Here is a 21,786-nt window from a genome sequence, read left to right on the forward strand (position 1 = left end):
GGGATGCGCCGGATAGGAACAGGATGAGTGGACCCTGCGCGGTCCCGCCCCCCGAGCCGCCTGGAGGAGAGAGCGCATATGAAGGTGCTGGTGCCCGTAAAGCGCGTGATCGACTACAACGTGAAGGTCCGTGTGAAGGCGGACAACACGGGCGTCGATCTCGCCAACGTGAAGATGTCGATGAACCCCTTCGACGAGATCGCCGTCGAGGAGGCCATCCGTCTCAAGGAAGCCGGCAAGGCCGAGGAGATCGTCGCGGTCTCGATCGGCGTCAAGCAGGCGCAGGAGACGCTGCGGACCGCGCTCGCGATGGGCGCCGACCGCGCCATCCTGATCGAGGCGGCCGACGATGTCGGAACCGATATCGAGCCGCTGGCGGTGGCGAAGCTCCTCAAGGCCGTGATCGACGAGGAGCAGCCCGGCCTCGTGCTCTGCGGCAAGCAGGCGATCGACAACGACATGAACGCGACCGGCCAGATGCTGGCCGCGCTGCTCGGCTGGAGCCAGGCGACCTTCGCCTCGAAGCTCGAGATCGAGGACGGCAGCGCCAAGGTGACCCGCGAGGTCGATGGCGGGCTGCAGGTGATCAAGGTCAAGATGCCGGCGATCGTCTCGGTCGACCTGCGCCTCAACGAGCCGCGCTACGCGTCGCTGCCCAACATCATGAAGGCCAAGAAGAAGCCGCTCGACACCAAGACGCCCGCGGATTACGGCGTCGACGTGTCCCCGCGCCTCGCGGTCCTGAAGGTCGAGGAGCCGCCGGCGCGCAAGGCCGGCGTCAAGGTGGGCTCGGTCGCGGAGCTCGTCGAAAAGCTGAAGAACGAAGCAGGGGTGATCTGAGATGGCTGTTCTTCTTCTCGCTGAAATCACCGATGGCGTCCTGTCGCTGGATGCGACCGGCAAGGCCGTGACCGCGGTCTCGGGCCTCGGCGACATCACCGTGCTGTGCTGCGGCGCCAAGGCGGCGGCCGCGGCCGAGTCGGCGGCCAAGATCGCCGGCGTCAAGAAGGTGCTCTGCGCCGAGGATCCGCTCTACGGCCACCGCCTGGCCGAGCCGGCGGCGGCGCTGATCGCGAGCCTCGCGGGCGACTACAGCCACGTCGTCGCGCCCGCCACGACCGACGCCAAGAACATCATGCCGCGCGTGGCCGCGCTGCTCGATGTCATGGTGCTCTCGGACGTGCAGGAGGTGGTGGACGCCGACACCTTCGTGCGGCCGATCTATGCCGGCAATGCGATCCAGACGGTGAAGTCGGCCGACGCGACCAAGGTCATGACGATCCGCACCGCGACCTTCGACGCGGCCGGCGAGCAGGGCGCGGTCGCGGTCGAGACCATCGCGACGGGTGCCAATCCCGCGCTGTCGGAATGGGTCGAGGACAAGGTGGTGTCGTCCGACCGGCCCGAGCTGACCTCGGCCAAGATCGTCATCTCGGGCGGCCGCGGCATGGGCTCGAAGGAAAACTTCGCCCTGATCGAGAAGGTGGCCGACAAGCTGGGCGCCGCGACCGGCGCCAGCCGCGCGGCGGTGGACTCGGGCTACGCCCCCAACGACTGGCAGGTCGGCCAGACCGGCAAGGTGGTGGCCCCCGACCTCTACATCGCCGTTGGCATCTCGGGCGCGATCCAGCACCTCGCGGGCATGAAGGACTCGAAGGTCATCGTCGCCATCAACAAGGACGACGAGGCCCCGATCTTCCAGGTGGCGGATTACGGGCTGGTGGGCGACCTGTTCGACGTGCTGCCCGAGCTGGAGAAGGCGCTGGGCTGAGCCCCGCGCTGCCGGCCGAAACACGAAAGCCCGCGCTGAAAGGCGCGGGCTTTCGCCTTTTCGGACAAGATTTTCACGCGTGAAATCATCGTCAAGTTATTGAAATAATTGATTTGCGTAGAGGTGTCTGCGTGAAAGCCATGTGCGGCGCCCGCGTCAGGGCGGGATTCGGGCGCGCTGGATTCAGGTCGATTTAGGCTTCCGCTTCGCGTTCTTCGGCCGCAGGAGCCACCCCTTGACCTCGTGCCGACGCATGTCGAACCCGCCGCCTTTCTCGACGAGATCCTTGAGCTTGGTCTGACCGTAGCTGCGCGTATCGAAATCCGGCGCGATCTTGGTGATCTGGCTGCCGACGCTGGAAAGCGTTGCCCAGCCATCATCGTCGTCAAGTCCGGTCATGGCTTTCATGATGATCGGCACGGCCTTCGACGCGGGCTCCTTCGCCGATGCGGTCGGGGGCACGGCGGTGGCCGGATCAGATTTCGCGGAGGGTGAGCCTGCGCCGGGATCCGGCGAAACGGGGGCGGGCCTCTGGCGCGTTTCGATGCGCTCGGCCTCGGCGCGGGGTGGTTCGGCGGATGCTTGCGGGTCGTCGGCCGCGTCGGCGACCAGGTTCTCGACATAGATGAACTGCGAGCACGCGTTGCGGAAGGCGACCGGCGTCTTGCGCTCCCCAAAGCCGTAGACCTTTAGCCCCTCCTCGCGCAGGCGCTGCGATAATCGGGTAAAGTCGCTGTCGGAACTGACCAGGCAGACGCCATCGAGCTTGCCCTTGTGCATGAGGTCCATCGCATCGATGACGAGCGCGATATCCGAGGCGTTCTTCCCCTTGATGTTGTTGCGCTGCTGATGCTGCAGGATCGCGAGCGCCTGCACCGGCTCGTTCCAGCCGGCGAGGTGCTGGCCCGAGAAGTCGCCGTAGATGCGCCGGACGTTCGCTTCGCCCAGCTTTGCGATCTCGTCGAAAATCGCCTTCGCGTATTTTTGGTTGGCGTTGTCTGCGTCGATGAGAACGGCGAGGCTCAGCGCCCCGGCTTCGGTTGCCATGAATGTATCTCCTGGAAATCTCCTGCTCCGATCTCGCCGGCCTGCGGCGATGCTGTCAACCGGCGACCCTCGTCACATGGCGAGGCGGTGGCCTGCACACTTGGTTGGCAAAAAAGCCTCGGGATGCGCCATTTTCCGTCACACGCGCTTGCGCCGGGCGGTGTGAACCTCATACTTGTCCGCTGCAACGCACAATCAGAGGTGCGGCACAAGAATTCGGGGGTCAGGATCATGGAGATCCGCACGGTTGGCGTGGTCGGCGCCGGTCAGATGGGCGCAGGCATCGCCCAGGTCTTTGCGCAGGCGGGCTACGAGGTCAGCCTTTTCGACATCAATGCCGAGCAGGTGCAGGCCGCGCTCGGGAAGATCGAGGAAGGCTACGAGCGGCTGGTCTCGAAGGAGCGGCTTGATCCGGCCGAGGCCAAGGCGGCGATGGCGCGCATCAAGGTGGCCGAGGTGCTGACCGACATGGGCCCGCTCGACCTGATCATCGAGGCGGCGACCGAGGACGAGCGGATCAAGAACAAGATCTTTGCCGAGCTCAGGCCGCACCTGGGCCCGCAGACCATCCTGACGACCAACACCTCGTCGATCTCGATCACCCGGCTCGCCTCGGCCACCGACCGGCCCGAGCGCTTCATGGGCTTCCACTTCATGAACCCCGTGCCGGTGATGCAGCTCGTCGAGCTTATCCGCGGCATCGCCACCGACGAGGAGACCTTCCAGCTTCTGAAGGGCGTGGTCGAGAAGATCGGCAAGACGGCGGCGAATGCCGAGGATTTTCCCGCCTTCATCGTCAACCGCATCCTGCTGCCGATGATCAACGAGGCGATCTACACGCTCTACGAGGGGGTGGGCACGGTCGAATCGATCGACACCGCGATGAAGCTGGGCACCAACCACCCGATGGGCCCGCTCGAGCTTGCCGATTTCATCGGCCTCGATGTCTGCCTCGCGATCATGAACGTGCTGCATGACGGGCTGGCGGACACCAAGTACCGGCCCTGTCCGCTGCTGGTGAAATATGTCGAGGCCGGCTGGCTGGGGCGCAAGACCAAGCGGGGCTTCTACGATTACCGCGGCGAGAAGCCGGTGCCGACGCGCTAGGCTCGGGCCGGATTATTGCTGTCTCGGCAATATTAAATTCCGGTGATCCGTCTGGAGAAAACTGCCATCACACTTATGTTGAGCGCGCATTCCGGCAGCGTGCCGGTATGAGTGACGGCAGTTGGACCAACGACACCGGATACAGAGCATGAAATTCCAGAGCCTTGCCCTCGCCGCGGCCTTCGCCCTCGGCGCCGTTCTTCCCGCCGCCGCCGAGCCGCATGTCCTCGACAAGAGCCATGCGAGCATCACCTTCCAGGTGGACCATCTCGGTTTCTCGACCGTGCATGGCAAGTTCCGCGAGTTCGACGCGCAGATCGAGTTCGACCCCGAGAAGGTCGAGGATACCCGCCTGCGCTTCGTCGTCATGGCCGACAGCATCGACACGGGCTGGGGCCCGCGTGATGATCATCTGAAGACCGGCGACTTCTTCGCCGCCGCCGAGAACCCCGAGATCGTGTTCGAGTCGACCTCGGTCACCCCGACGGGCAGCGACACCGCCGACGTGGCGGGCACGCTGACCATGAAGGGCGCGAGCCATCCGGTCACCTTCATGGCCAAGCTCAACAAGCTGGGGCCCTCGCCCTTCGATCCCAGCAAGACGATCGCGGGCTTCACCGCGACCGGCGAGATCGACCGCACCAAGTTCGGCATGGACTATGCCGCGCCGGCGGTGAGCGCGGTCATTCCGGTCCGGATCGACCTTGAGATGAGCCCCGCGAACTGATCCCTTCCCGGCCGCGCTGTTGCGCGGCCGGTCTCGTCCGCGCCGGCTGCGCGCCGCACCGGGGCCGACGGCTCCGCTCAGGAGGGCTGAGATGACCCTTTGGAACACGCGCGAGGGCTGGGGCTGGCCGGCGAGGCTGCTGCACTGGTCGATCGCCGCCATCATCCTGTTCCAGCTGGGCGTCGGCTTCTACATGGTCAACGCGATCGAGATGACCGTCGACGGCATCGCGGCGCGCACCGGGCTGACGCAGACCCACAAGAGCTGGGGCTTCGTCGTCTTCGTCCTGGCGTTGGTGCGCGTCAGCTGGCGGCTTGCGAACCGCCGGCCCGAGCCGCCGGCCGGGGCGACGCCGCTCGAGAACCTGCTTGCCGAGGGCGCGCATCTCGCACTTTACGCGCTGATATTCGCCCTGCCGCTGAGCGGCTGGCTGATGGCCAGTTCCTCGCCGCTCAACGACGCGGGGGGCTACATGCCGCAGATCAGGAACATGGTCTTCGGGCTGTTCGAAATGCCCGACCCCTATCCGAAGGGCGACAAGGCGCTGTCGGAAACCTTCGGGGCGGTGCATGCCTATGCCGCCTTCGGGCTGGCGGTGCTGCTGGCGGTGCATGTGCTGGCAGCGCTCAAGCACCAGGTCGTCGACCGCGACCGGGTGTTGATGAGGATGCTGCTGGGGCGCTGAAGCGGCGCGCGGTTGCGCCCGCCTCAGGTGACGTCGATCTCCTCGGCGCCAGTGAAGCGCAGCAGGTCGGCCGGCGCGATCGGAAAGACCGCAAAGGGCGTGCCGGCCGCAGCCCAGACCGTCTCGAAGGCGTGAAGCGCGGGGTCGAACACGGTGCGCAGGGGCGCGGGGTGGCCCAGCGGCGGCACGCCGCCGATGGCGAAGCCCGTGGCCTCGCGCGCGAAATCGGCGTCGGCGCGCTCGAGCTTGACCCCGAGCTGCCGGCCGAGCCGCTTCTCGTGCACGCGGTTCGTCCCCGAGGTCAGCACCAGGATCGGCGCACCTGTCGCGGCGTCGCGGAACACCAGCGATTTCACGATCGCGCCAAGCTCGCAGCCGCAGGCATCGGCGGCGTCCGCCGCGGTCCGGGTCGAGCCCGGCATCTCGCGCACGCGCGCGTCGCTGCCCAGTGCGGCGAGTGCCGCCTGAACCCGCTGGGCCGCCGGGGGCAGCACGGCCTCGTCCTTCATCGGATCACCTCGGAAGATACGGCGGCCGCCCGTGCGAGCCGCTGTGAATGGCCCTCGGGCGCCGCACCCGAGGCACCGCGCGTCGCGCTGTCGCGCGTCGCCGCGGCGATGCCTCGCAGGAGGGCCAGCGCCGCCTCGCTGTCCCAGTGGGCATCGCCGGTGAGCCGCGCGATCTCGCGCCCCTGCGGGTCGAGGATCAGCGTCACCGGCAGGCCCATCACCGCCGCCTGGCGGGCGAAGCGGTTGCTCTTGTCGGTATAGATCCGCAGGTTCTTCACCCCGATCTCGTCGAAGAAGGCACGCACCTTGGGCGCGCCGCCGCGATCGGTCGAGAGCGCGACCACCGCGATCCCGTCGCCGCCCACCTTGGCCGCGAGACGGTCGAGCGAGGGCATCTCGGCCCGGCAGGGGGGGCACCAGGTGGCCCACAGGTTCAGCACCACCACCTTGCCGGCGAAATCCGCGAGGCCGAGGCTGCGGCCCTCGCCGTCCTCGAAGCCCTCGGCGATGCGCGGACGGGGCGCGTCGTGGAACACGAGCTTCTGCATGTCGTCTGCGCGCATGGCCTCGAGCGCCGCGCGCTCGGAGGCATCGAGCGTGCCGGCGCGCGCCGAGTTTGCAGTCAACGCCATCGCGCCGTATAGGATGGCCGCAACCCCGAGGGCGAAAGGTCTCGGAAATGTCATGCCTTAATCCTCCGATCAGCGCGGGAAGCCATGAGCGAAGATAAGCCGAATGTCGCGGGAATGAAGCCCGCGCCCACCGACACATCGAACAAAATGTGGGGAGGTCGCTTCGCGGCCGGACCGGCGGCGATCATGGAGGAGATCAACGCCTCGATCGGCTTCGACAAGCGCATGGCGGCCGAGGATATCGCCGGCAGCCGCGCGCATGCGGCGATGCTGGCGGCGCAGGGGATCATCACGCAGGCGGACGCGGCCGAGATCGACCGCGGCCTTGCGCAGGTGCTCGACGAGATCGGGAAGGGACGCTTCACCTTCTCGCGCGCGCTCGAGGACATCCACATGAATGTCGAGGCGCGGCTCAAGGAGATCATCGGCGAGCCCGCCGGGCGGCTGCACACCGCGCGCTCGCGCAACGACCAAGTGGCGACCGATTTTCGGCTGTGGGTGCGCAAGACCATCGACCAGGTGGATGCCGGGCTGGCTGCGCTGATCCGCGGGCTGATCGCGCAGGCCGAGGCGGGGGCCGACCTCGTGATGCCGGGCTTCACCCATCTGCAGGTGGCCCAGCCGGTCACCTGGGGCCATCACATGATGGCCTATGTCGAGATGTTCGGGCGCGACCGGTCGCGCTTTGCCGACGCGCGGGCGCGGATGAACGAGTGCCCGCTGGGCGCCGCGGCGCTGGCGGGCACCTCGTTCCCGATCGACCGCCACGCGACGGCGGCCGCGCTGGGCTTCGACCGGCCGACGGCGAACTCGCTGGACAGCGTGGCCGACCGCGATTTCGCGCTCGAGTTCCTGTCGGCAGCCTCGATCTGCGCCATGCATCTGAGCCGCTTTGCCGAGGAGCTGGTGATCTGGTCTTCCGCCCAGTTCCGCTTCGCGCGGCTGTCGGACCGGTTCTCGACCGGATCGTCGATCATGCCGCAAAAGCGCAACCCCGACGCGGCCGAACTGATCCGCGCCAAGGTTGGCCGGATCATGGGCGCGCTGGTGGCGCTGACCACGGTGATGAAGGGCCTGCCGCTGACCTATTCCAAGGACATGCAGGAGGACAAGGAGCCGCTGTTCGACGCCGCCGAGGCGCTGATCCTGGCGATCGCGGCGATGGAGGGGATGGTCCGCGACCTCGCGCCCGATCCCGAGCGGCTGGCCGCGGCGGCGGGCTCGGGCTTCTCGACCGCGACCGACCTGGCCGACTGGCTGGTGCGGGTGCTTGGCATGCCGTTCCGCGACGCCCACCATGTCACCGGGCGGATCGTGGCGCTGGCCGAGGCGCAGGGCGTCGACCTTTCGGGGCTCGAGCTTGCGGCGATGCAGGAGGTCGAGCCGCGGATCACGCGGGCGGTCTTCGAGGTGCTGACCCCCGCGGCGTCAACCGCCTCGCGCCTGTCCTATGGCGGCACCGCGCCCGCCCGGGTGCGCGAGCAGATCGCGCGGTGGAAGGAGATGCTGGGATGACGCTATCGCGCTTGGTCATGGTCGTGGCCGCGGCAGCGGTTCTTGCGGCGCCGCTCTCGGCCTGCGGGCGGAAGAACATGCCCAAACCGCCGCCGCCGAAGGAAGAGAAGACCGAGCAGTCCACGAGCTGACCGCGCACCCGTTCGCGCACGTCCCGCGCTTACCCCGGAGACCGCATGGATCACTTCACCTATCGCGGCGGGCGCCTCCATGCCGAGGACGTGCCGCTCGAGCGCATCGCCGAGGCCGTGGGCACGCCCGTCTATGTCTACTCGACGGCGACGCTGGCGCGCCATTTCCGCGTCTTCGACGAGGCGCTGGCGGGCATGGATCACGTCATCGCCTATGCGCTGAAGGCCAACTCGAACCTGGGCGTGGTGGCGACGCTGGCGCGCATGGGCGCGGGCGCTGACGTCGTGTCGGAGGGCGAGCTGCGCCGCGCGCTGGCGGCGGGCGTCGAGCCGGGGAAGATCGTGTTCTCGGGCGTCGGCAAGACCGAGGCCGAGATGCGCCATGCGCTGGACGCCGGCATCGCCCATTTCAACATCGAGAGCGAGCCCGAGCTCGAGGCGCTGTCGGCCGTGGCGTCGGCCATGGGCGTGACCGCGCGCATCGCGCTGCGGGTGAACCCGGACGTCGACGCCAAGACCCATGCCAAGATCTCGACCGGGCGCTACGAGAACAAGTTCGGCGTGCCGATCGACCGCGCGCCGGACTTCTACGCCCGCGCGGGCGCCCTGCCGGGCATCGAGGTGATCGGTGTCGACGTCCATATCGGCAGCCAGCTGACCGACCTCGCGCCGTTCGAGGCGGCGTTTGCCAAGGTCGCGGAGCTGACCCGGCGCCTGCGCGCCGAGGGCCACGACATCCGCCGGCTGGATCTGGGTGGCGGCCTCGGCATTCCCTACCAGGCCTCGAACGCGGCACCGCCGCTGCCGTTCGACTATGGCGCGCTGATCCGGCGCACGGTGGGCGACCTGGGCTGCCAGGTGGTGATCGAGCCCGGTCGATTGATCGCGGGCAATGCCGGCGTTCTGGTCTCGCGCTGCATCTACCGCAAGTCGGGCGAGGGGCGGGATTTCCTGATCCTCGACGCCGCGATGAACGACCTGATCCGGCCCGCGATGTACGATGCCTGGCACGATATCGTGCCGCTGACCGAGCCCGCGCCGGGTGCGCCGCTCACCCCGGTCGACGTGGTCGGCCCGGTCTGCGAATCGGGTGACACCTTCGCGAAGGGGCGCAGCCTGCCCCCTGTCGCGGCGGGCGAGATGGTGGCCTTCCGCTCGGCCGGCGCTTACGGCGCGGTGATGTCGTCCGAATACAACAGCCGGCCGCTGGTGCCTGAAGTTCTCGTGAACGGCGCCGAATTTGCCGTCGTCCGGCCGCGACCCACATATGACGAGATGCTGGCCCGTGATAGGCTGCCCCCCTGGGTCGGGTGATCGGAGCGGTTGAGAGGTGCTCCCCGTGCCGCTAGCCTGACCCGAGCGGCCCGCAGCGCCGGCGCGGCGACGGGCGGAAAGGCACGGATGGCACGATTCACCTTCCGGGACGGGACACGGGCGACCAGCCTGCGGCTGCGGCGCCTGATTGCCGCGAGCCGCCGTGCGCTGGCGGCCGAGCGGCTCGCGCGCGCCTTCTGGCCCTTCACCTCGACGCTGATGGTCTCGGTGGCGCTGGTGCTGCTGGGGCTCTTCGAGCGCCTTCCGGCGCCGTGGCACACGGCCGGGCTGGCGGCGATGGGCCTGGGTCTGGCGGCCGCGCTGGTGCACGGGATCTGGCGCTTCCGCGCGCCCGGCGAGGCCGAGGCGCGGGCCCGGCTCGACGCGGACGCGCCCGAGCGGCCGCTGGCGACGCTGGCGGACCGGCTTGCGGCCGGTGCCGGGGACGACCGGGCTCGGGCCGTCTGGCTCGAGCATCAGCGCCGCGCCGAGGCCGCGGCCGAGCGCCTCGCGGCCGCGCCCCCCGACCTGCGGCTTGCGCGCTATGACCGCTGGGCGGTCCGGCTGGCCGCGCCCGTGATGCTGATGGCCGGGATCATGGCGGCGGACGGGCGCTGGGCCGACCGGCTCGCCTCGCTCTCGGCGCCGCCGGCGGCCAAGGCGCAGTCCGAAGGCGCGGCCGCGGCCCGCGGCCCGATGGCCGAGGCCTGGGCGACCCCGCCCGCCTATACCGGCCTCAAGACCGTCTATCTTGCGACCGACGGCGCCCCCCGGGGCGATTTCGTGCTTCCCGCGGGCACCGAGATCACGCTGAGGGTGACCGATCTCGACGAGCCGCCGGTGCTGGGCGGCGATGCCGGCATGACGACCGCGGGCTTCGTCTCGCCCGGCGCGGGCCTGTCCGAGCTGAGCGGCGTGCTCGAGCGCTCGGGCCGCATCGAGATCGAGGGCGGCGGCGAGACCCTTGCCTCGTGGAACATCGTGGTGACGCCCGATACGCCGCCCGAGATCGAGATGCCGCAGACCCCGGTCGCCGCGCTGACCGGCGCGCTCGAGGTTTTCTTTACGGCGCGCGACGACTATGGCGTCGTCTCGGCCTGGGGCGAGATCGTGCCGCCGGGCGGCATGTCCGAGAACCGCGGCGTCTCGCTCGAGCCGCTCACCTTCGCGTTGCCGCTGCCGATCACAGGCGATCCGCGCGAGGTGTCGGATTCGACGATGCATGATTTCGGCGAGCACCCCTGGGCCGGCGGCCCGGTCGAATTGACGCTCCATGCCGAGGACGGGGCCGGCCAGGTCGGCACCTACGGGCCGGTCCGGATCATGCTGCCGGGGCGCAACTTCCGCCATCCGTTGGCGCGCGCCCTGGTCGAGCAGCGCCGCGAGCTGGCACTGGACTTCGGCCAGGCCGGGCGGGTGCTCGACGTGCTGCAGGCGGTGACGCGCCGGCCCGACGAGGTGTTCGAGGAGAAATACGCGGCCTTCCTTGGCACGAACGCGGCGATCCGCAGGCTGGCTCTGGCGATGGTGGACGAGACGCTGGCCGCGGAAGCGCCGGCGGTCATGGAATACCTGTGGCTCGCGGCGCTCGATCTCGAGGGCGGCGACCTTGCCAATGCGCTCGAGCGGCTGCGCCAGGCGCAGGAGCGGCTGCGCGACGCGCTGGAGAACGGCACCGATGAGCAGGTCGCCGCGGCGATCGAGGAGCTGCGCGAGGCGATCCAGCAATATCTCGAGGAGATGGTGCGCCAGGCGCTCGAGAACGGGCTCGACCCGAGTCAGCAGCAGCAACAGGGCCAGCAGGGCAACGAGATGACCCAGCAGGACCTCGACGAGATGCTCGACGAGCTGCAGCGCCGCGCCGAGGGCGGCCTGCGCGACCAGGCGCGCGACATGCTGAGCCAGCTGCAGCGCATGCTCGAGAACCTGCAGGCCGGGCGGATGCAGCCCGGGCAGCAGGGCAGCCAGGGCCAGCAGGCCCTGCAGCAGCTGCAGGAACTGATCGAGCGCCAGCGCGACCTCGCCGACCGCACTTTCGGCGAGGCCCGGCGCGAGCGGCGCGAGGGCAGCGGCCAGAACCAGCAGGGCGGCCAGCAGCCGCGCCAGGGCGAGAGCGGGCGCGAGGGCGAGGGCCAGTTCGGCGACGGCCGCGGCTCGGGCGAGCAGGGCCAGGGCCGCGAGCCCGGCGGCGGCCAGCGCGACGGCGGGCGTGGCCAGCAGGGCCTCGCGGGCGAGCAGGAGGCGCTGCGCCAGTTGCTGGACGAGCTGTCGCGCGGGGTGCCCGGCGGCACCGGTGGCGACGAGCTGCGGCGCGCGCTCGAGGACGCCGGCCGGGCGATGGGCGACGCGCGCGACGACCTGCAGGACGGCGAGCCGGGCGCCGCGGTCGACGACCAGATGGAGGCGCTCGACCGGCTCAACGAGGGTGCAAGCGCGTTGGCCGAGGCGCTGCGCCAGCAGGGTCAGGGCGACGTGAACACCACCGGACGGCGTGGCCGGGGCGAGGCCGCCGACAATCGCGAGGCCGACCCGTTCGACCGGCCGGCCGGCAGTTATGGCGCGATCGACGGACGCGATACCGGCGTGCCGGACCGCTCGGCGATCGACCGGGCGCGCGAGCTGCTCGAAGAGCTGCGGCGACGGGCGGGCGAGCCGATGCGCCCGCAGATCGAACTCGATTATCTCGACCGGCTGATCGATCGATTCTGATCGGGGCGAATGGCCCGAGGCGCGGCGTTTGCGTGCGCACCCGCATACGCGCGCGAGGGAGCTCAGCTCCAACGCGGCTCCCCCGGGGAGCCGGGGGAGGTTGCGTCAGAGCGCTTCCTCGATCGCCTCGTCGACCTTGGCGCGAACTTTCGCGTATTCCTCGGACGCCTTCGCACGCCAGCCGTCGATCACGGTGACATATTCGTCCATCGCCGGTCCGCTGCCGGGTACCCGGGCGACGATGTCGGCGCTGAAGGCGTAGATCAGCGTCATGCCGCCGACCACCATCGCGACGAGGCTCAGGCCGGTCGAGAAGGCGCTTGACGAGTTGCGCTCGTGTTCGGCGACCATGCGGCGGCGGTGGCGCCGTGCGTGGCGCTTGGCCAGGCGCGTGGTGTCGTAGTTGCCTCGCTGGCTGGTCTTGGCCTTGTTGTCGTGCTTCAGCAGCTTCTCGCGCAGCGGGTCGTGATAGCTGTCCTCGACCACCGGCGCGGGCGCCGGCTTGCGTGGCGCGGGTCTCGGCTCGGGCGCGGGCGGCGCGGCCGGTTCCGCGGCGAAGCCCGCACCTGCCGACGCCGCGGCGGCGGCGGTGGCAGCGGCAGCGGCGCCTTCCGCGGCGCGGGGGCCCTGCAACTCGTCGAGCATGCGGCGGATCTCGGCCATCTGAGCGTCGCGCTCGGACCGCGCGTCGTCACCAGGCTCGTCGTCGCCACCGGCGTCGGGCTTGTCATCGTCACCGGTCGCAACCGTCGGCGCCGCCGGCGCGGCATCGGGCTTCTCGCCGCCCGCGCGCTCGGCCGCGAGGATGCGCCGCCAGGTCGGCTCGTCATCTTCCTTGGGCTGCTCGGCCTTCTCGGGTTCGGCCGTAGCTGCGGCCAGCTCGTCCGAAGGCGCGCCCGCAGAGGCGGTGGCAAAGAGCGGTGTCGGCTTGCGCTCGGGCTTGGGCCCGGTGGCGCGCAGCGGCTCGGCTGCGGGTTCCGGCTCCGCCGCGGGCTCGGGCTCCGGCTCCGGTTCCGTCGCGGTCTCGGGCTCGGTTGCCTGTTTGGCGACCGTCTCGGGTTCGGGCTGGGACTCGGGCTCTGGCTCCGGCGTCGGTTCGGGCGCGGGCTCAGGCGCGGCCGCCACCTCGGGCTCTGGCGCTGGCTCCGGCGTCGGTTCGGGCGTCGGTTCGGGCGCCGCCGCCACCTCGGGCTCTGGCGCCACCTCGGGCTCCGGCGCCCATTCGGGCTCGGGCTGCTCGGGTTTGGGCGCCGCGTCGGGCAGGCTTCGCTGCGGCCCGGTGTCATGGACGGGTGCGGCTTGCGGCACGGGTCGGGCGAGCCAGACTTCGCCGCACTTGGAACAATGTACGCGACGTCCCTCGGGCCCGATTGCCGAATCAGGCACCCGGTATTTCGCCTCGCAGGACGGACAAATGATCTCGCTCACCTCGGGCTCCCCCCTTCGGAGATCAGCACCCCGACCGAAGCCGCGGGCACGCAATGCAGCCAGCAGATTTGGCCCCATCTTAATATGAGTTGTCAAACCTCTGCAAATGTGTTGGTTCTCACGGACGTGCCAACGGGATCGTGGCGGTGATTTCGCTCGAGAAAATCAGTTTTGGATATGACGGCCGCACGACGCTGAAGGAACTCGATCTCGAGGTCCCGGCGGGCTCGTTCCATTTCCTTACCGGACCGTCAGGCGCCGGAAAAACCACGCTTCTCAAGCTTCTCCACCTCGAGCACCGGCCGGACACGGGTCGCATCGGCCTGTTCGGCGAGGACATCCAGCCCGCGGATCCGCGGCAGCGCACGCGGCTTCGGCGGCGCATCGGCGTCGTCTTCCAGGACTTCCGTCTGATCGAGCACATGAGCGTTTCGGACAACATCGCCTTGCCCCTGAGGCTGCAGGGCAAGCCGATGGCGACCCATGGCGACGACGTGATCGAGCTGGTCCAGTGGGTCGGCCTGACCGAGCGGGCAGATGCGCTGCCGCGCACCCTGTCGGCGGGCGAGAAGCAGCGCGCCGCGATCGCGCGCGCGGTCATTACCTCGCCCGAGCTGATCATCGCCGACGAGCCCACAGGCAACATCGACGCCGAGATGGGAATGCGCATCCTGCGCCTGCTGGTCGAGCTCAACCGGCTGGGCAAGACGGTGATGGTGGCGACCCATGACCTAGGCCTCATCCGCGCGGCGAAGTCGCTGGTCTCGGCGCGGACGCTGCGCCTGAGCGAGGGGCGGCTGATGCAAGCGGCGAGCGATCTGTGATGGCGGCTCTGCGCGCCATGGCGGTCCGGCTGGGGCTGGTCGCGGATGTCGATGGCGGCCCGCCGATCGTGCCGCCCAGCGGATGGTCGGCCTGGCTGACGACCCTGACCGCCTGCGCGATGGCCTTCCTCGCACTGCTGACGATCGCGGCAGGCCTGGCGGCGGGCGGGCTGGCCGAGGACTGGCAAGCCGATCTGGCCGAGGCCGCAACCCTGCGCCTGCCGGCGAGCACGGATGCGGCAACGCTCGAGCGCGTCATCGACCAGCTGTCGGCCACGCCCGGGATCGCCTCGGCCCGGGCGCTCGATCCCGGCGAGCAGGCGGCCCTGCTCGAGCCCTGGCTCGGGCGCGGCGCGCGGCTCGCGGACCTGCCCCTGCCGGTGCTGGTCGATCTGAGGATCGAGGGGAGCGGTCCCGACGTCCCCGCGCTCGAGGCCAATCTCGGGCTGGTTACGCCGGGGGCGGTCTATGACGACCATGCCGGCGTGCGTGCGCCGCTGGGGCGCGCGGCGGAAGAGGTGCGCCGGATCGCGCTGGCCGGCACCGTGCTGGTGGTGCTGGCGGCTGCGGGCATGGTGGCGCTGGCGGCGCGCGCGAGCCTCGCGGCCAATGCCGAGCTGGTGCGCATCGTCCGGCTGATCGGCGGCGAGGACGCCTTCATCACCCGCGCCTTCGTCGGCCGCATCGTGCGCCGCACGGCGCTGGGCGCCATCGCCGGCGCGGCGCTGGGTGCGGGCGCGTTGGCGGCCCTGCCCGTGGGCGGGCTGAGCACGGCGCTGGCGCCGGTCCTGCTGCCGGGGCCGGGGGGTCTTGCGGCGCTCGCGGCCGTGGTCGCGCTGGGGTTCGTGGCCGTCGGCTGGGGCGCGGCGCGCGCGACCCTGCGCGTCACCTTGCGCGAGATGCAGTGAGCCCCACGATGGCAATTCTGCGCCATGTCCTGTTCGTGGTCGCCGTCTATGGCCTGCTGGGGCTGATGGGGATCCTCGGCCTGCCGGTCGTGATCTGGTCGCGCGACCTTTGCTATGGCTGGATGCGGGCCTATGCGCGCGGCGTGATCCGCCTGGCGCGGCTGATGTGCGGCATCCGGGTCGAGATCCGCGGCGCCGTGCCCAGGGGCGCGGTGATCGTCGCGGCCAAGCACCAGTCGCTGCTTGACGTGCTGGTCCTGTTCGAATGCCTGCCGCGGGCCAAGTTCGTGATGAAGCGCTCGCTGCTCTATGTGCCTTTCTTCGGGCTCTACAGCTGGCGCATCGGCACCGTCGCGATCGACCGCGAGTCGCGCGGGCAGGGGGCCAAGGTGCTGCGCGAGGTCTCGGCCCAGAACCACGAGGCCGGGCAGGTGGTGATCTATCCCCAGGGCACCCGCGTGCCGCCCGGCGTCAGCGCGCCCTACCGGCGCGGCGCGGCGATGCTCTACCGCCAGCTCGACCTGCCAATGGTGCTGGCCGCGACCAATGCGGGCGTGTTCTGGCCCAAGCACGGCGTCATCCGCGGCCCCGGGACGCTGGTCGTCGAGTTCATCGAGACCCTGCCGCCGGGCCTGCCGGGCGCAAAGGCGATGGAGCGCATGGAGGCAGTGATCGAGCCCGCCTCGGCCCGCCTGGCCGAGACCGCGATGCACGAGATGGCGCGCGCCTGAACACTCGGGTTCGCGGTTCACGCCCCGCCGACCATGCCATCCGATCGACGCACGCGGCGCTCTCCCGGTCGCGCATTGGCGATTCGAGGCGCCCTCGGCTAGGCTCGATGTGCGCGGGGGGCGATACGGAGGGGGACGATGCCCGATCTCTACCTGCGCATTGCCGATCAGCCTGACGAGGTTCTCGACGCGGTCGCGGCCGCGATGGACAAGCGGGCGGCCGAGCCGGCGATGCAGGAGATCTGCGCCGATTACATGGCCGGGCTGCCGCGCGGGACCGGCCATCTGCTCGAGGTCGGTTGCGGCAACGGCGCGACCAGCGCGCTTTTGCGCGAGAACCTGGCGCCAAAGGCAATGACAGGCGTCGACCCGTCCTACGGCCTGATCGCGCGCGCCCGCCAGAGGTTCGCCGGCGAGGACGGGGTACGCTTCCTTCCCGGCGACGCGGTCAACACCGGGCAGGACGGCGCGTCCTGCCAGGCGGTGGTCGCGCACACGGTCTATTCGCATCTTCCCGATCCCGCCGGCGCGCTGGCCGAGGCGTACCGGGTGCTCGAGCCGGGCGGGGTGCTCGCGATCTTCGACGGCGACTACGCGACCAACACGGTCGAGCTCTACCCGGGCGACCCGCTGCAGGCCGCGATGGCGGCGGTACAGCGAAACCTGATCCACGACCCCTATGTCATGCGCCGACTGCCCGCGCTTTTGTCCGAGGCGGGGTTCCGGCTGCGCAAGACGCGGGCGCATGGCTACATGCAGACCGAGAAGCCCGATTACCTGCTCAGCCTGATCGCGCGTGGCGTCGACGCGGCGGCGTCGACCGGCGAGTGCGGCGACGACCTGGCGACGGGGTTCAAGAGCGAGGCCGAGCGCCGTGTGAAGGACGGCTCGTTCTACGGTGCCATCCTGTTCGTGAGCATGATCGCCGAGAAACCGAAGGACGCGTCGCGCGCGCCCGCGGCGCGATGACGCCCGCCGCGGACCCGGCCGCGATCAGGCGAGTGCCTTGGTGCCCATCTGGAGGAACTTGCGTCGGCGCCCGGCCTTAAGGTCCGAGGCGCTCTGGCCATCGAGCTCGCTCAGCATGGCGGCGATCGCGTCGCCTGTGCGGGCGATGGCAAGCGATCTGTCGCGCTGCGCGCCGCCCAGCGGCTCCTCGATCACGCGGTCGACGACGCCCAGCGCCTTGAGGTCCTGCGCGGTGAGCCGCAGCGCCTGGGCTGCTTCCTTCATCTTCTCGGCGTTCTTCCAGAGGATCGAGGCGCAGCCCTCGGGCGAGATCACCGAATAGACCGCGTGTTCGAGCATGGCGATCCGGTTTGCAGTGGCCAGCGCGACCGCGCCGCCCGAGCCGCCCTCGCCGATCACCACCGAGACGATGGGTGCGCGCAGGGCGAGGCATGCCTCGGTCGAGCGGGCGATGGCCTCGGCCTGGCCGCGCTCCTCAGCGCCCTTGCCGGGATAGGCGCCCGGCGTGTCGATCAGCGTGATCACCGGCAGCTGGAACCGGTCGGCCATCTGCATCAGGCGGATCGCCTTGCGGTAGCCCTCGGGCCGGGCCATGCCGAAGTTCCGCTCGAGCCGGGTCTGCGTGTCGTGGCCCTTCTCGTTGCCCATCACCACCACGGGCCGGTCGCGGAACCGCGCGAGGCCGCCCACGATGGCGTGGTCCTCGGCGAAGTTGCGGTCGCCGGCCAGGGGCGTGTACTCGGTGAACAGCGCGCGGATGAAATCGAGCGCATGGGGCCGGTCCGGGTGGCGCGCCACCTGGCATTTCTGCCACGCGCTGAGGCCGTGATAGAGGTCGCGCAGCATCTCGGCCGCGCGGGACTCGAGCTGGTCGGCCTCGGCCTCGACCTTGAGGTTGGGGTTCTGGCGCGCCATCGCGCGCAGCTCCTCGGCCTTGCCTTGAAGCTCGGCGATCCCCTTCTCGAAATCGAGATAGTTGCGCATGATCCTGCCCGTGCCTGACCCTCGCGCCGCGTCCTGTCGCGGCGTCCCGGTCAGATGGACCATCCGCGCGCGAAATGCAATCCAAGGCCGCCCCGCGGCACGGCGCGGATGGACTGCATGGAAATGCCGCAGCAGGAAAATGCATCAAAATGACACGAAAAATGCTAGCGTATGCACGCATTAGTTGTGTCGCGACATTTTCGCGTGGCCATCCAAAAACGAGGGTCCAATCATGACGTCACTTTCCCTGCCGGGTCTGCGCGGCCTCGGCCTCGTTCTCGCCGCCTGCGCGGCGCTCGCGCTTTCGGGCTGCGAGACGCCGGGCAAGATCGCCGAGACCTCGACCTTTGACATCAGCCAGGCTTCGCCCGACGACATCGGCAAGGCGCTGCGCCGCGACGGCAAGGTCGCGATGACCGGCGTGCTGTTCGAGACCGACAGCGCCCGCCTGAGCGCCGAGGGCAAGGATCTGACCGCGCGCCTCGCCAACGTGCTGATCAATGACCCCGAGCTGAAGGTGGCGGTGGTCGGCCACACCGACAACACGGGCGCCTTCACTTACAACCTCGACCTGTCGCGCCGCCGCGCCGAGGCGATGGTCAACGAGTTGATCCGCGTCCACGGGATCGCGCAGGACCGCCTCGCCCCTGTCGGCGTGGGGCCGCTGGCGCCGGTCGCGTCGAACGAGACGCCCGATGGCCGTGCCCAGAACCGCCGGGTCGAGGCGGTGCTGATCCAGTAGCGACGTGCCCGGGCGCCCTCGGCCGAAGCCGGGGGCGCCGTTCTTCCTTCCGTAAGCGCCTCAGCCCGCGGCGATCAGTTCGGCCTGCTTGACGATCACCTCGGCCTGGCGGATCGAGGCCAGGTCGATCAGCTTGCCGTCGAGCGTGACCGCCCCCGAGCCCGCCTTCTTGGCGGCCTCCATCGCCTCGAGCACGCGCTGGGCCTGGGCGATGGCGGCGTCCGAGGGGGTGAAGACCTCGTTCGCCAGCGCGACCTGGCTGGGATGGATTGCCCATTTGCCGACCATCCCCAGCGTGGCCGAGCGGCGCGCCTGGGCGCGGAAGCCCTCGGGGTCCGAGAAGTCGCCGAAGGGGCCGTCCACCGGCAGCACGCCATGAGTTCGGCAAGCGGCGACCATGGCGACCGAGACATGGTGCCAGGGGTCGGGATAGTGGACCGCCCGCGGCCCGCCATCCTCGCGCGCGTCCTCGATCATGTAATAGCCGGGCTGGGTGCCGCCGATCGCGGTGGTCTGCATGCCCATCGAGGCGGCGTAGTCGGCCGGTCCGAAGCTCATCGCCTGCAGCCGCGGCGTCGCGGCCGCGATCTCCTCGATATGCGCAAGCCCTGCCGCGGTCTCGATGATCACCTCGAAGCCCAGCTTCTTCTTGCGTCCCTTCGCGGCCTCGACCGCCGCCACCAGCGCCTCGACGGCGTAGAGGTCGCGGGCGTTGCCGACCTTGGGGATCATGATCAGGTCGAGCCGCTCGCCCGCCTGCTCGAGCAGATCGACGATGTCGCGATACCAGTAGGGCGTGTCGAGGCCGTTGATCCGCACCGAGAGCGTCTTGCGGCCCCAGTCGATCTCGTCGATCGCGCGGATGATGTTGGCGCGCGCCGATTCCTTGTCCGAAGGCGCGACCGCGTCCTCGAGGTCGAGATTGACCACGTCGGCCGCGGACGCCGCCATCTTCGGGAAGATCGCCGGGCGCGAGCCGGGCCCGAACAGCTGGCAGCGGTTGGGGCGGGCGACGGGCGCGGGCTGGACGGTGAAGCTCATCGGGCGACTCCTCTGGTGCGGCGCTGATTCCGCAGTGCAACATAATATTATTGCGCGGGTTTATCCCCGACAGGCGAATGCGTCAATTCACGGCGTCGCCCAGCGACGCATCCGTTCGGGTGCGTCTCCGGCGCCCCGCGCCGAAAGTGCCGGATGTTGATCCTGCTCAAGGTCGCGCCGCGGCATCATTGTTACATTTTGACGACACGCAGGAGGGATGCCCGGGACGATGACCGACACCGCGCAACGACCGACCCTGACGACTGGCATGGCCGTGCTGGCGGTGATCGGCCTTCTCGCGGTTGCGGGCTGCGAGACCCGGTCGGCCAGCACCACGGTCGCGCCGCTGGGCGGAGAGGTCGAGCGCGTGGTGATCCTCGAGCCTTGCGAGGACCGCACGGGGCTTCAGATCAGCCGCGATCTCGCGGGCGAGGCCACGGCGGCGATGGCAAAGGCGATCCGTGAAAGCGAGGTCTTCCGCACCGGCACCGGGGCGCCGCTGCGCGTGAGCTGCGATGTCGAGGGGTTCATCGAGGGCAGCGCCGTCAAGCGTTGGGTCATGCCCGGCTGGGGCGCGACCAAGGGAACGCTGCGCGCGGCCGTCTGGCGCACCGGCGACGGCGGGGACGCGATGCTGGGCGTCTTCGAGAGCCGCGGCCAGGTCTCCAGCGGCGGGCTCTATACCCTCGGGGCCGACGACTACATCCTCGATGTCGCGGCGCGCGACATCGTCCGGCAGATGGAGGCCTGGGCCCGCGGCGTCTGAGTTGGCGCCCGCGTCCCGTCCCAGGCGAAGCAGAGGAGGCGCGCGATGACCGCACCGACCCGAACCAGGATGGCGCGCGCGGGGCTGGCGGGCCTTGCCGCCGCGGTGCTCGGCACCGCGCCGACGCCATCGGCCGCCGACGAGTTCCCCGAGGTCGGCCGCATCGAGACCTCGCTGTCGCGCGGCGTGTCGACCCAACGCGAGGTGCAGGCCCTGCTGGGCGTGCCCGACGGGATCGGCAACTCGGTCTTCCCGCCCGACTACCGCCGCCACGACGTCTGGTTCTACGAGGATATCGAGCTGCTGGGCATGACCACCGAGGGCGAGATCACCAAGGTGGGCGTCCGACAGCAGATCCTTCTCGTGTTCTTCCACGATGGTCGCTTCGACGGCTTCGCTTGGAGTTCGAGCACGCTGCCGGGAGATGTGAAATGAGCCCGATCGTGCGCGCGTTGCGCCCCGCCCGCGCCATTGCGCTGGTCCTTTCCCTCGGTCTGGCGGGTTGCGCGACCGATATCCGTTTCGGCAACGACTTTGACGAGACGGCTGTCACCGGTTTCGAGGTCGGCAAGACCACGCGAGCCGACGTGATCCGCGTGCTGGGCATGCCCCGCGGGCGCGGCGAGACCTATGTGCCGCGCTACGCCGCGCGGCGCGACATGATGTTCTACGAACTGGTGACCACCGATACCCAGGCGGTGGATCTGAAATTCCTGCTCATCCTGCTCGATGGCGACCGGTACGACGGGCATTTCTGGTTCGCGAGCAGCCAGCTGGTGGACGAGGGAGGCGTGTAATGGCGGACCGGGTCAAGAATGCCAAGACGCGGAACCGGCTGCACGCGATGCGTGGGCCCGCGATCGTGCGGGGCTGCCTTGCGGGGGCGGCGGCACTGCTTCTGGCTGGGTGCGAGTTCAACATGGAGGTCGGGCGCGAGGTCGATCTCGCGGCGCTGGACGGACGGCTGGTCGCCGGCACCTCGACACGGGCCGATGTCCTCGCGGCGCTGGGCGAGCCCTTCGGCGAGGGGCGCGCGATGTTCCCGTTCCACGAGACGCCGCGCGACGTGCTTGCCTATTACTACGAGCGCGGCGATCTCGAGGACAACCGGCGGACCTTCCTGTGGGTGTTCGTCGACGACGGGCGCTATGGCGGGCACATGTGGTTCTCGAGCCTGCCGGAGGTCTGAGCGCGGCCCGCGGGACCGGGCGGCTGTCTCCAGCTTGACCGGCTTGGGGGCATCGCT

The 21,786-nt window shown here is 69.8% G+C and carries 24 protein-coding genes; 18 read left to right on the forward strand and 6 right to left on the reverse strand.

What is annotated here, in order from left to right; genetic code table 11:
* Positions 1-78: 78 nt before the first annotated feature.
* Both H0I76_RS09260 and H0I76_RS09265 read left to right on the forward strand, forming a co-directional pair.
* Positions 79-840 (forward strand): electron transfer flavoprotein subunit beta/FixA family protein, encoded by a 762-nt coding sequence (locus tag H0I76_RS09260; RefSeq protein WP_200609586.1) that lies wholly within the window; start codon positions 79-81, stop codon positions 838-840.
* Position 841: 1 nt separating this feature from the next.
* The gene (locus H0I76_RS09265; protein WP_200609587.1) at positions 842-1,771 is read left to right on the forward strand and encodes an electron transfer flavoprotein subunit alpha/FixB family protein; all 930 of its coding nucleotides are present in this window, start codon (positions 842-844) and stop codon (positions 1,769-1,771) included.
* A 183-nt stretch (positions 1,772-1,954) separates the two neighbouring features.
* On the opposite strand, the gene H0I76_RS09270 is transcribed toward H0I76_RS09265, so the two are convergent.
* Complete coding sequence (locus tag H0I76_RS09270; RefSeq protein ID WP_200609588.1) at positions 1,955-2,818, reverse strand: NYN domain-containing protein; 864 nt, start codon at positions 2,816-2,818, stop codon at positions 1,955-1,957.
* Between the two features lie 231 nt (positions 2,819-3,049).
* Here H0I76_RS09270 and H0I76_RS09275 point away from each other — a divergent pair, with 231 nt between their 5' ends.
* The 3 genes from H0I76_RS09275 (at position 3,050) to H0I76_RS09285 (ending at position 5,337) form a co-directional block, all read left to right on the forward strand.
* The gene (locus H0I76_RS09275; RefSeq protein ID WP_200609589.1) at positions 3,050-3,925 is read left to right on the forward strand and encodes a 3-hydroxybutyryl-CoA dehydrogenase; all 876 of its coding nucleotides are present in this window, start codon (positions 3,050-3,052) and stop codon (positions 3,923-3,925) included.
* 148 nt (positions 3,926-4,073) lie between these two features.
* The gene (locus H0I76_RS09280) at positions 4,074-4,652 is read left to right on the forward strand and encodes a YceI family protein (RefSeq protein ID WP_200609590.1); all 579 of its coding nucleotides are present in this window, start codon (positions 4,074-4,076) and stop codon (positions 4,650-4,652) included.
* A gap of 91 nt (positions 4,653-4,743) precedes the next feature.
* On the forward strand, positions 4,744-5,337 hold the full coding sequence (locus tag H0I76_RS09285; protein WP_200609591.1) for a cytochrome b: 594 nt from the start codon (positions 4,744-4,746) through the stop codon (positions 5,335-5,337).
* Positions 5,338-5,360: 23 nt separating this feature from the next.
* On the opposite strand, the gene H0I76_RS09290 is transcribed toward H0I76_RS09285, so the two are convergent.
* Both H0I76_RS09290 and H0I76_RS09295 read right to left on the reverse strand, forming a co-directional pair.
* Positions 5,361-5,846: a YbaK/EbsC family protein gene (locus tag H0I76_RS09290; RefSeq protein WP_200609592.1), complete on the reverse strand. Its 486-nt coding sequence runs from the start codon at positions 5,844-5,846 to the stop codon at positions 5,361-5,363.
* Positions 5,843-6,532, reverse strand: coding sequence for a TlpA disulfide reductase family protein (locus tag H0I76_RS09295; RefSeq protein ID WP_200609593.1), 690 nt, complete (start codon positions 6,530-6,532; stop codon positions 5,843-5,845). Before H0I76_RS09295 ends, H0I76_RS09290 begins: the two co-directional genes overlap by 4 nt.
* A gap of 60 nt (positions 6,533-6,592) precedes the next feature.
* On the opposite strand from H0I76_RS09295, the gene argH reads away from it, so the two are divergent.
* From argH to H0I76_RS09310, 4 genes are all read left to right on the forward strand, one after another.
* Entirely contained in the window at positions 6,593-7,993 is a 1,401-nt protein-coding gene (argH, locus tag H0I76_RS09300) for an argininosuccinate lyase (protein WP_200609688.1), read from the forward strand.
* Positions 7,990-8,124 carry a hypothetical protein gene (locus H0I76_RS19590; RefSeq protein ID WP_267913301.1) on the forward strand — a complete coding sequence of 45 codons (135 nt, stop codon included), beginning with the start codon at positions 7,990-7,992 and terminating at the stop codon, positions 8,122-8,124. The genes argH and H0I76_RS19590 overlap by 4 nt, the downstream gene beginning before the upstream one ends.
* Positions 8,125-8,169: 45 nt before the next feature.
* Complete coding sequence (gene lysA / locus H0I76_RS09305; protein WP_200609594.1) at positions 8,170-9,438, forward strand: diaminopimelate decarboxylase; 1,269 nt, start codon at positions 8,170-8,172, stop codon at positions 9,436-9,438.
* Between the two features lie 87 nt (positions 9,439-9,525).
* Positions 9,526-12,147, forward strand: a complete 2,622-nt coding sequence (locus H0I76_RS09310; protein ID WP_200609595.1) for a TIGR02302 family protein — start codon at positions 9,526-9,528, stop codon at positions 12,145-12,147.
* Between the two features lie 105 nt (positions 12,148-12,252).
* On the opposite strand, the gene H0I76_RS09315 is transcribed toward H0I76_RS09310, so the two are convergent.
* Positions 12,253-13,575, reverse strand: a complete 1,323-nt coding sequence (locus H0I76_RS09315; protein WP_200609596.1) for a zinc-ribbon domain-containing protein — start codon at positions 13,573-13,575, stop codon at positions 12,253-12,255.
* A gap of 146 nt (positions 13,576-13,721) precedes the next feature.
* Here H0I76_RS09315 and H0I76_RS09320 point away from each other — a divergent pair, with 146 nt between their 5' ends.
* The 4 genes from H0I76_RS09320 to H0I76_RS09335 all read left to right on the forward strand — a co-directional run bounded on the left by H0I76_RS09320 (position 13,722) and on the right by H0I76_RS09335 (position 17,007).
* Positions 13,722-14,399, forward strand: coding sequence for a cell division ATP-binding protein FtsE (locus H0I76_RS09320; RefSeq protein WP_200609597.1), 678 nt, complete (start codon positions 13,722-13,724; stop codon positions 14,397-14,399).
* On the forward strand, positions 14,399-15,307 hold the full coding sequence (locus tag H0I76_RS09325) for a cell division protein FtsX (RefSeq protein WP_200609598.1): 909 nt from the start codon (positions 14,399-14,401) through the stop codon (positions 15,305-15,307). The genes H0I76_RS09320 and H0I76_RS09325 overlap by 1 nt, the downstream gene beginning before the upstream one ends.
* A gap of 8 nt (positions 15,308-15,315) precedes the next feature.
* On the forward strand, positions 15,316-16,038 hold the full coding sequence (locus H0I76_RS09330; protein WP_200609599.1) for a lysophospholipid acyltransferase family protein: 723 nt from the start codon (positions 15,316-15,318) through the stop codon (positions 16,036-16,038).
* A gap of 138 nt (positions 16,039-16,176) precedes the next feature.
* Complete coding sequence (locus H0I76_RS09335; RefSeq protein ID WP_200609600.1) at positions 16,177-17,007, forward strand: methyltransferase domain-containing protein; 831 nt, start codon at positions 16,177-16,179, stop codon at positions 17,005-17,007.
* Between the two features lie 24 nt (positions 17,008-17,031).
* Here the strand turns inward: H0I76_RS09335 and H0I76_RS09340 are convergent, their stop codons facing one another.
* Entirely contained in the window at positions 17,032-17,991 is a 960-nt protein-coding gene (locus H0I76_RS09340; protein WP_200609601.1) for an acetyl-CoA carboxylase carboxyltransferase subunit alpha, read from the reverse strand.
* A gap of 232 nt (positions 17,992-18,223) precedes the next feature.
* On the opposite strand from H0I76_RS09340, the gene H0I76_RS09345 reads away from it, so the two are divergent.
* Complete coding sequence (locus tag H0I76_RS09345) at positions 18,224-18,733, forward strand: OmpA family protein (RefSeq protein ID WP_200609602.1); 510 nt, start codon at positions 18,224-18,226, stop codon at positions 18,731-18,733.
* A gap of 60 nt (positions 18,734-18,793) precedes the next feature.
* Here H0I76_RS09345 and H0I76_RS09350 read toward each other — a convergent pair whose 3' ends face one another.
* Positions 18,794-19,774 (reverse strand): HpcH/HpaI aldolase/citrate lyase family protein, encoded by a 981-nt coding sequence (locus tag H0I76_RS09350; RefSeq protein ID WP_200609603.1) that lies wholly within the window; start codon positions 19,772-19,774, stop codon positions 18,794-18,796.
* A gap of 229 nt (positions 19,775-20,003) precedes the next feature.
* Between H0I76_RS09350 and H0I76_RS09355 the strand changes: the two genes are divergently transcribed.
* Genes H0I76_RS09355 through H0I76_RS09370 form a run of 4 tightly spaced genes read left to right on the forward strand, consistent with a single transcriptional unit; the run spans position 20,004 to position 21,729 of the window.
* Complete coding sequence (locus H0I76_RS09355; protein ID WP_200609604.1) at positions 20,004-20,540, forward strand: hypothetical protein; 537 nt, start codon at positions 20,004-20,006, stop codon at positions 20,538-20,540.
* A gap of 45 nt (positions 20,541-20,585) precedes the next feature.
* The gene (locus H0I76_RS09360) at positions 20,586-20,975 is read left to right on the forward strand and encodes a hypothetical protein (RefSeq protein WP_200609605.1); all 390 of its coding nucleotides are present in this window, start codon (positions 20,586-20,588) and stop codon (positions 20,973-20,975) included.
* The gene (locus H0I76_RS09365) at positions 20,972-21,337 is read left to right on the forward strand and encodes a hypothetical protein (protein WP_200609606.1); all 366 of its coding nucleotides are present in this window, start codon (positions 20,972-20,974) and stop codon (positions 21,335-21,337) included. Before H0I76_RS09360 ends, H0I76_RS09365 begins: the two co-directional genes overlap by 4 nt.
* The gene (locus tag H0I76_RS09370) at positions 21,337-21,729 is read left to right on the forward strand and encodes a hypothetical protein (protein WP_200609607.1); all 393 of its coding nucleotides are present in this window, start codon (positions 21,337-21,339) and stop codon (positions 21,727-21,729) included. The genes H0I76_RS09365 and H0I76_RS09370 overlap by 1 nt, the downstream gene beginning before the upstream one ends.
* Positions 21,730-21,786: the final 57 nt, after the last annotated feature.

This window comes from Thermohalobaculum xanthum (assembly GCF_016623495.1).
Classification (GTDB): domain Bacteria; phylum Pseudomonadota; class Alphaproteobacteria; order Rhodobacterales; family Rhodobacteraceae; genus Thermohalobaculum; species Thermohalobaculum xanthum.

Bases quoted from the DNA above. Each gene is read 5' to 3' on its own strand.
- H0I76_RS09365 (WP_200609606.1), top strand. From the start codon at position 20,972: ATGAGCCCGATCGTGCGCGCGTTGCGCCCCGCCCGCGCCATTGCGCTG.
- H0I76_RS09265 (WP_200609587.1), top strand. From the start codon at position 842: ATGGCTGTTCTTCTTCTCGCTGAAATCACCGATGGCGTCCTGTCGCTG.
- H0I76_RS09325 (WP_200609598.1), top strand. From the start codon at position 14,399: ATGGCGGCTCTGCGCGCCATGGCGGTCCGGCTGGGGCTGGTCGCGGAT.
- H0I76_RS09295 (WP_200609593.1), bottom strand. From the start codon at position 6,532: ATGACATTTCCGAGACCTTTCGCCCTCGGGGTTGCGGCCATCCTATAC.
- H0I76_RS09340 (WP_200609601.1), bottom strand. From the start codon at position 17,991: ATGCGCAACTATCTCGATTTCGAGAAGGGGATCGCCGAGCTTCAAGGC.
- H0I76_RS09280 (WP_200609590.1), top strand. From the start codon at position 4,074: ATGAAATTCCAGAGCCTTGCCCTCGCCGCGGCCTTCGCCCTCGGCGCC.
- H0I76_RS09270 (WP_200609588.1), bottom strand. From the start codon at position 2,818: ATGGCAACCGAAGCCGGGGCGCTGAGCCTCGCCGTTCTCATCGACGCA.
- lysA (WP_200609594.1), top strand. From the start codon at position 8,170: ATGGATCACTTCACCTATCGCGGCGGGCGCCTCCATGCCGAGGACGTG.
- argH (WP_200609688.1), top strand. From the start codon at position 6,593: ATGAAGCCCGCGCCCACCGACACATCGAACAAAATGTGGGGAGGTCGC.
- H0I76_RS09335 (WP_200609600.1), top strand. From the start codon at position 16,177: ATGCCCGATCTCTACCTGCGCATTGCCGATCAGCCTGACGAGGTTCTC.
- H0I76_RS09350 (WP_200609603.1), bottom strand. From the start codon at position 19,774: ATGAGCTTCACCGTCCAGCCCGCGCCCGTCGCCCGCCCCAACCGCTGC.
- H0I76_RS19590 (WP_267913301.1), top strand. From the start codon at position 7,990: ATGACGCTATCGCGCTTGGTCATGGTCGTGGCCGCGGCAGCGGTTCTT.
- H0I76_RS09345 (WP_200609602.1), top strand. From the start codon at position 18,224: ATGACGTCACTTTCCCTGCCGGGTCTGCGCGGCCTCGGCCTCGTTCTC.
- H0I76_RS09290 (WP_200609592.1), bottom strand. From the start codon at position 5,846: ATGAAGGACGAGGCCGTGCTGCCCCCGGCGGCCCAGCGGGTTCAGGCG.
- H0I76_RS09310 (WP_200609595.1), top strand. From the start codon at position 9,526: ATGGCACGATTCACCTTCCGGGACGGGACACGGGCGACCAGCCTGCGG.
- H0I76_RS09370 (WP_200609607.1), top strand. From the start codon at position 21,337: ATGGCGGACCGGGTCAAGAATGCCAAGACGCGGAACCGGCTGCACGCG.
- H0I76_RS09285 (WP_200609591.1), top strand. From the start codon at position 4,744: ATGACCCTTTGGAACACGCGCGAGGGCTGGGGCTGGCCGGCGAGGCTG.
- H0I76_RS09260 (WP_200609586.1), top strand. From the start codon at position 79: ATGAAGGTGCTGGTGCCCGTAAAGCGCGTGATCGACTACAACGTGAAG.
- H0I76_RS09330 (WP_200609599.1), top strand. From the start codon at position 15,316: ATGGCAATTCTGCGCCATGTCCTGTTCGTGGTCGCCGTCTATGGCCTG.
- H0I76_RS09275 (WP_200609589.1), top strand. From the start codon at position 3,050: ATGGAGATCCGCACGGTTGGCGTGGTCGGCGCCGGTCAGATGGGCGCA.
- H0I76_RS09355 (WP_200609604.1), top strand. From the start codon at position 20,004: ATGACCGACACCGCGCAACGACCGACCCTGACGACTGGCATGGCCGTG.
- H0I76_RS09360 (WP_200609605.1), top strand. From the start codon at position 20,586: ATGACCGCACCGACCCGAACCAGGATGGCGCGCGCGGGGCTGGCGGGC.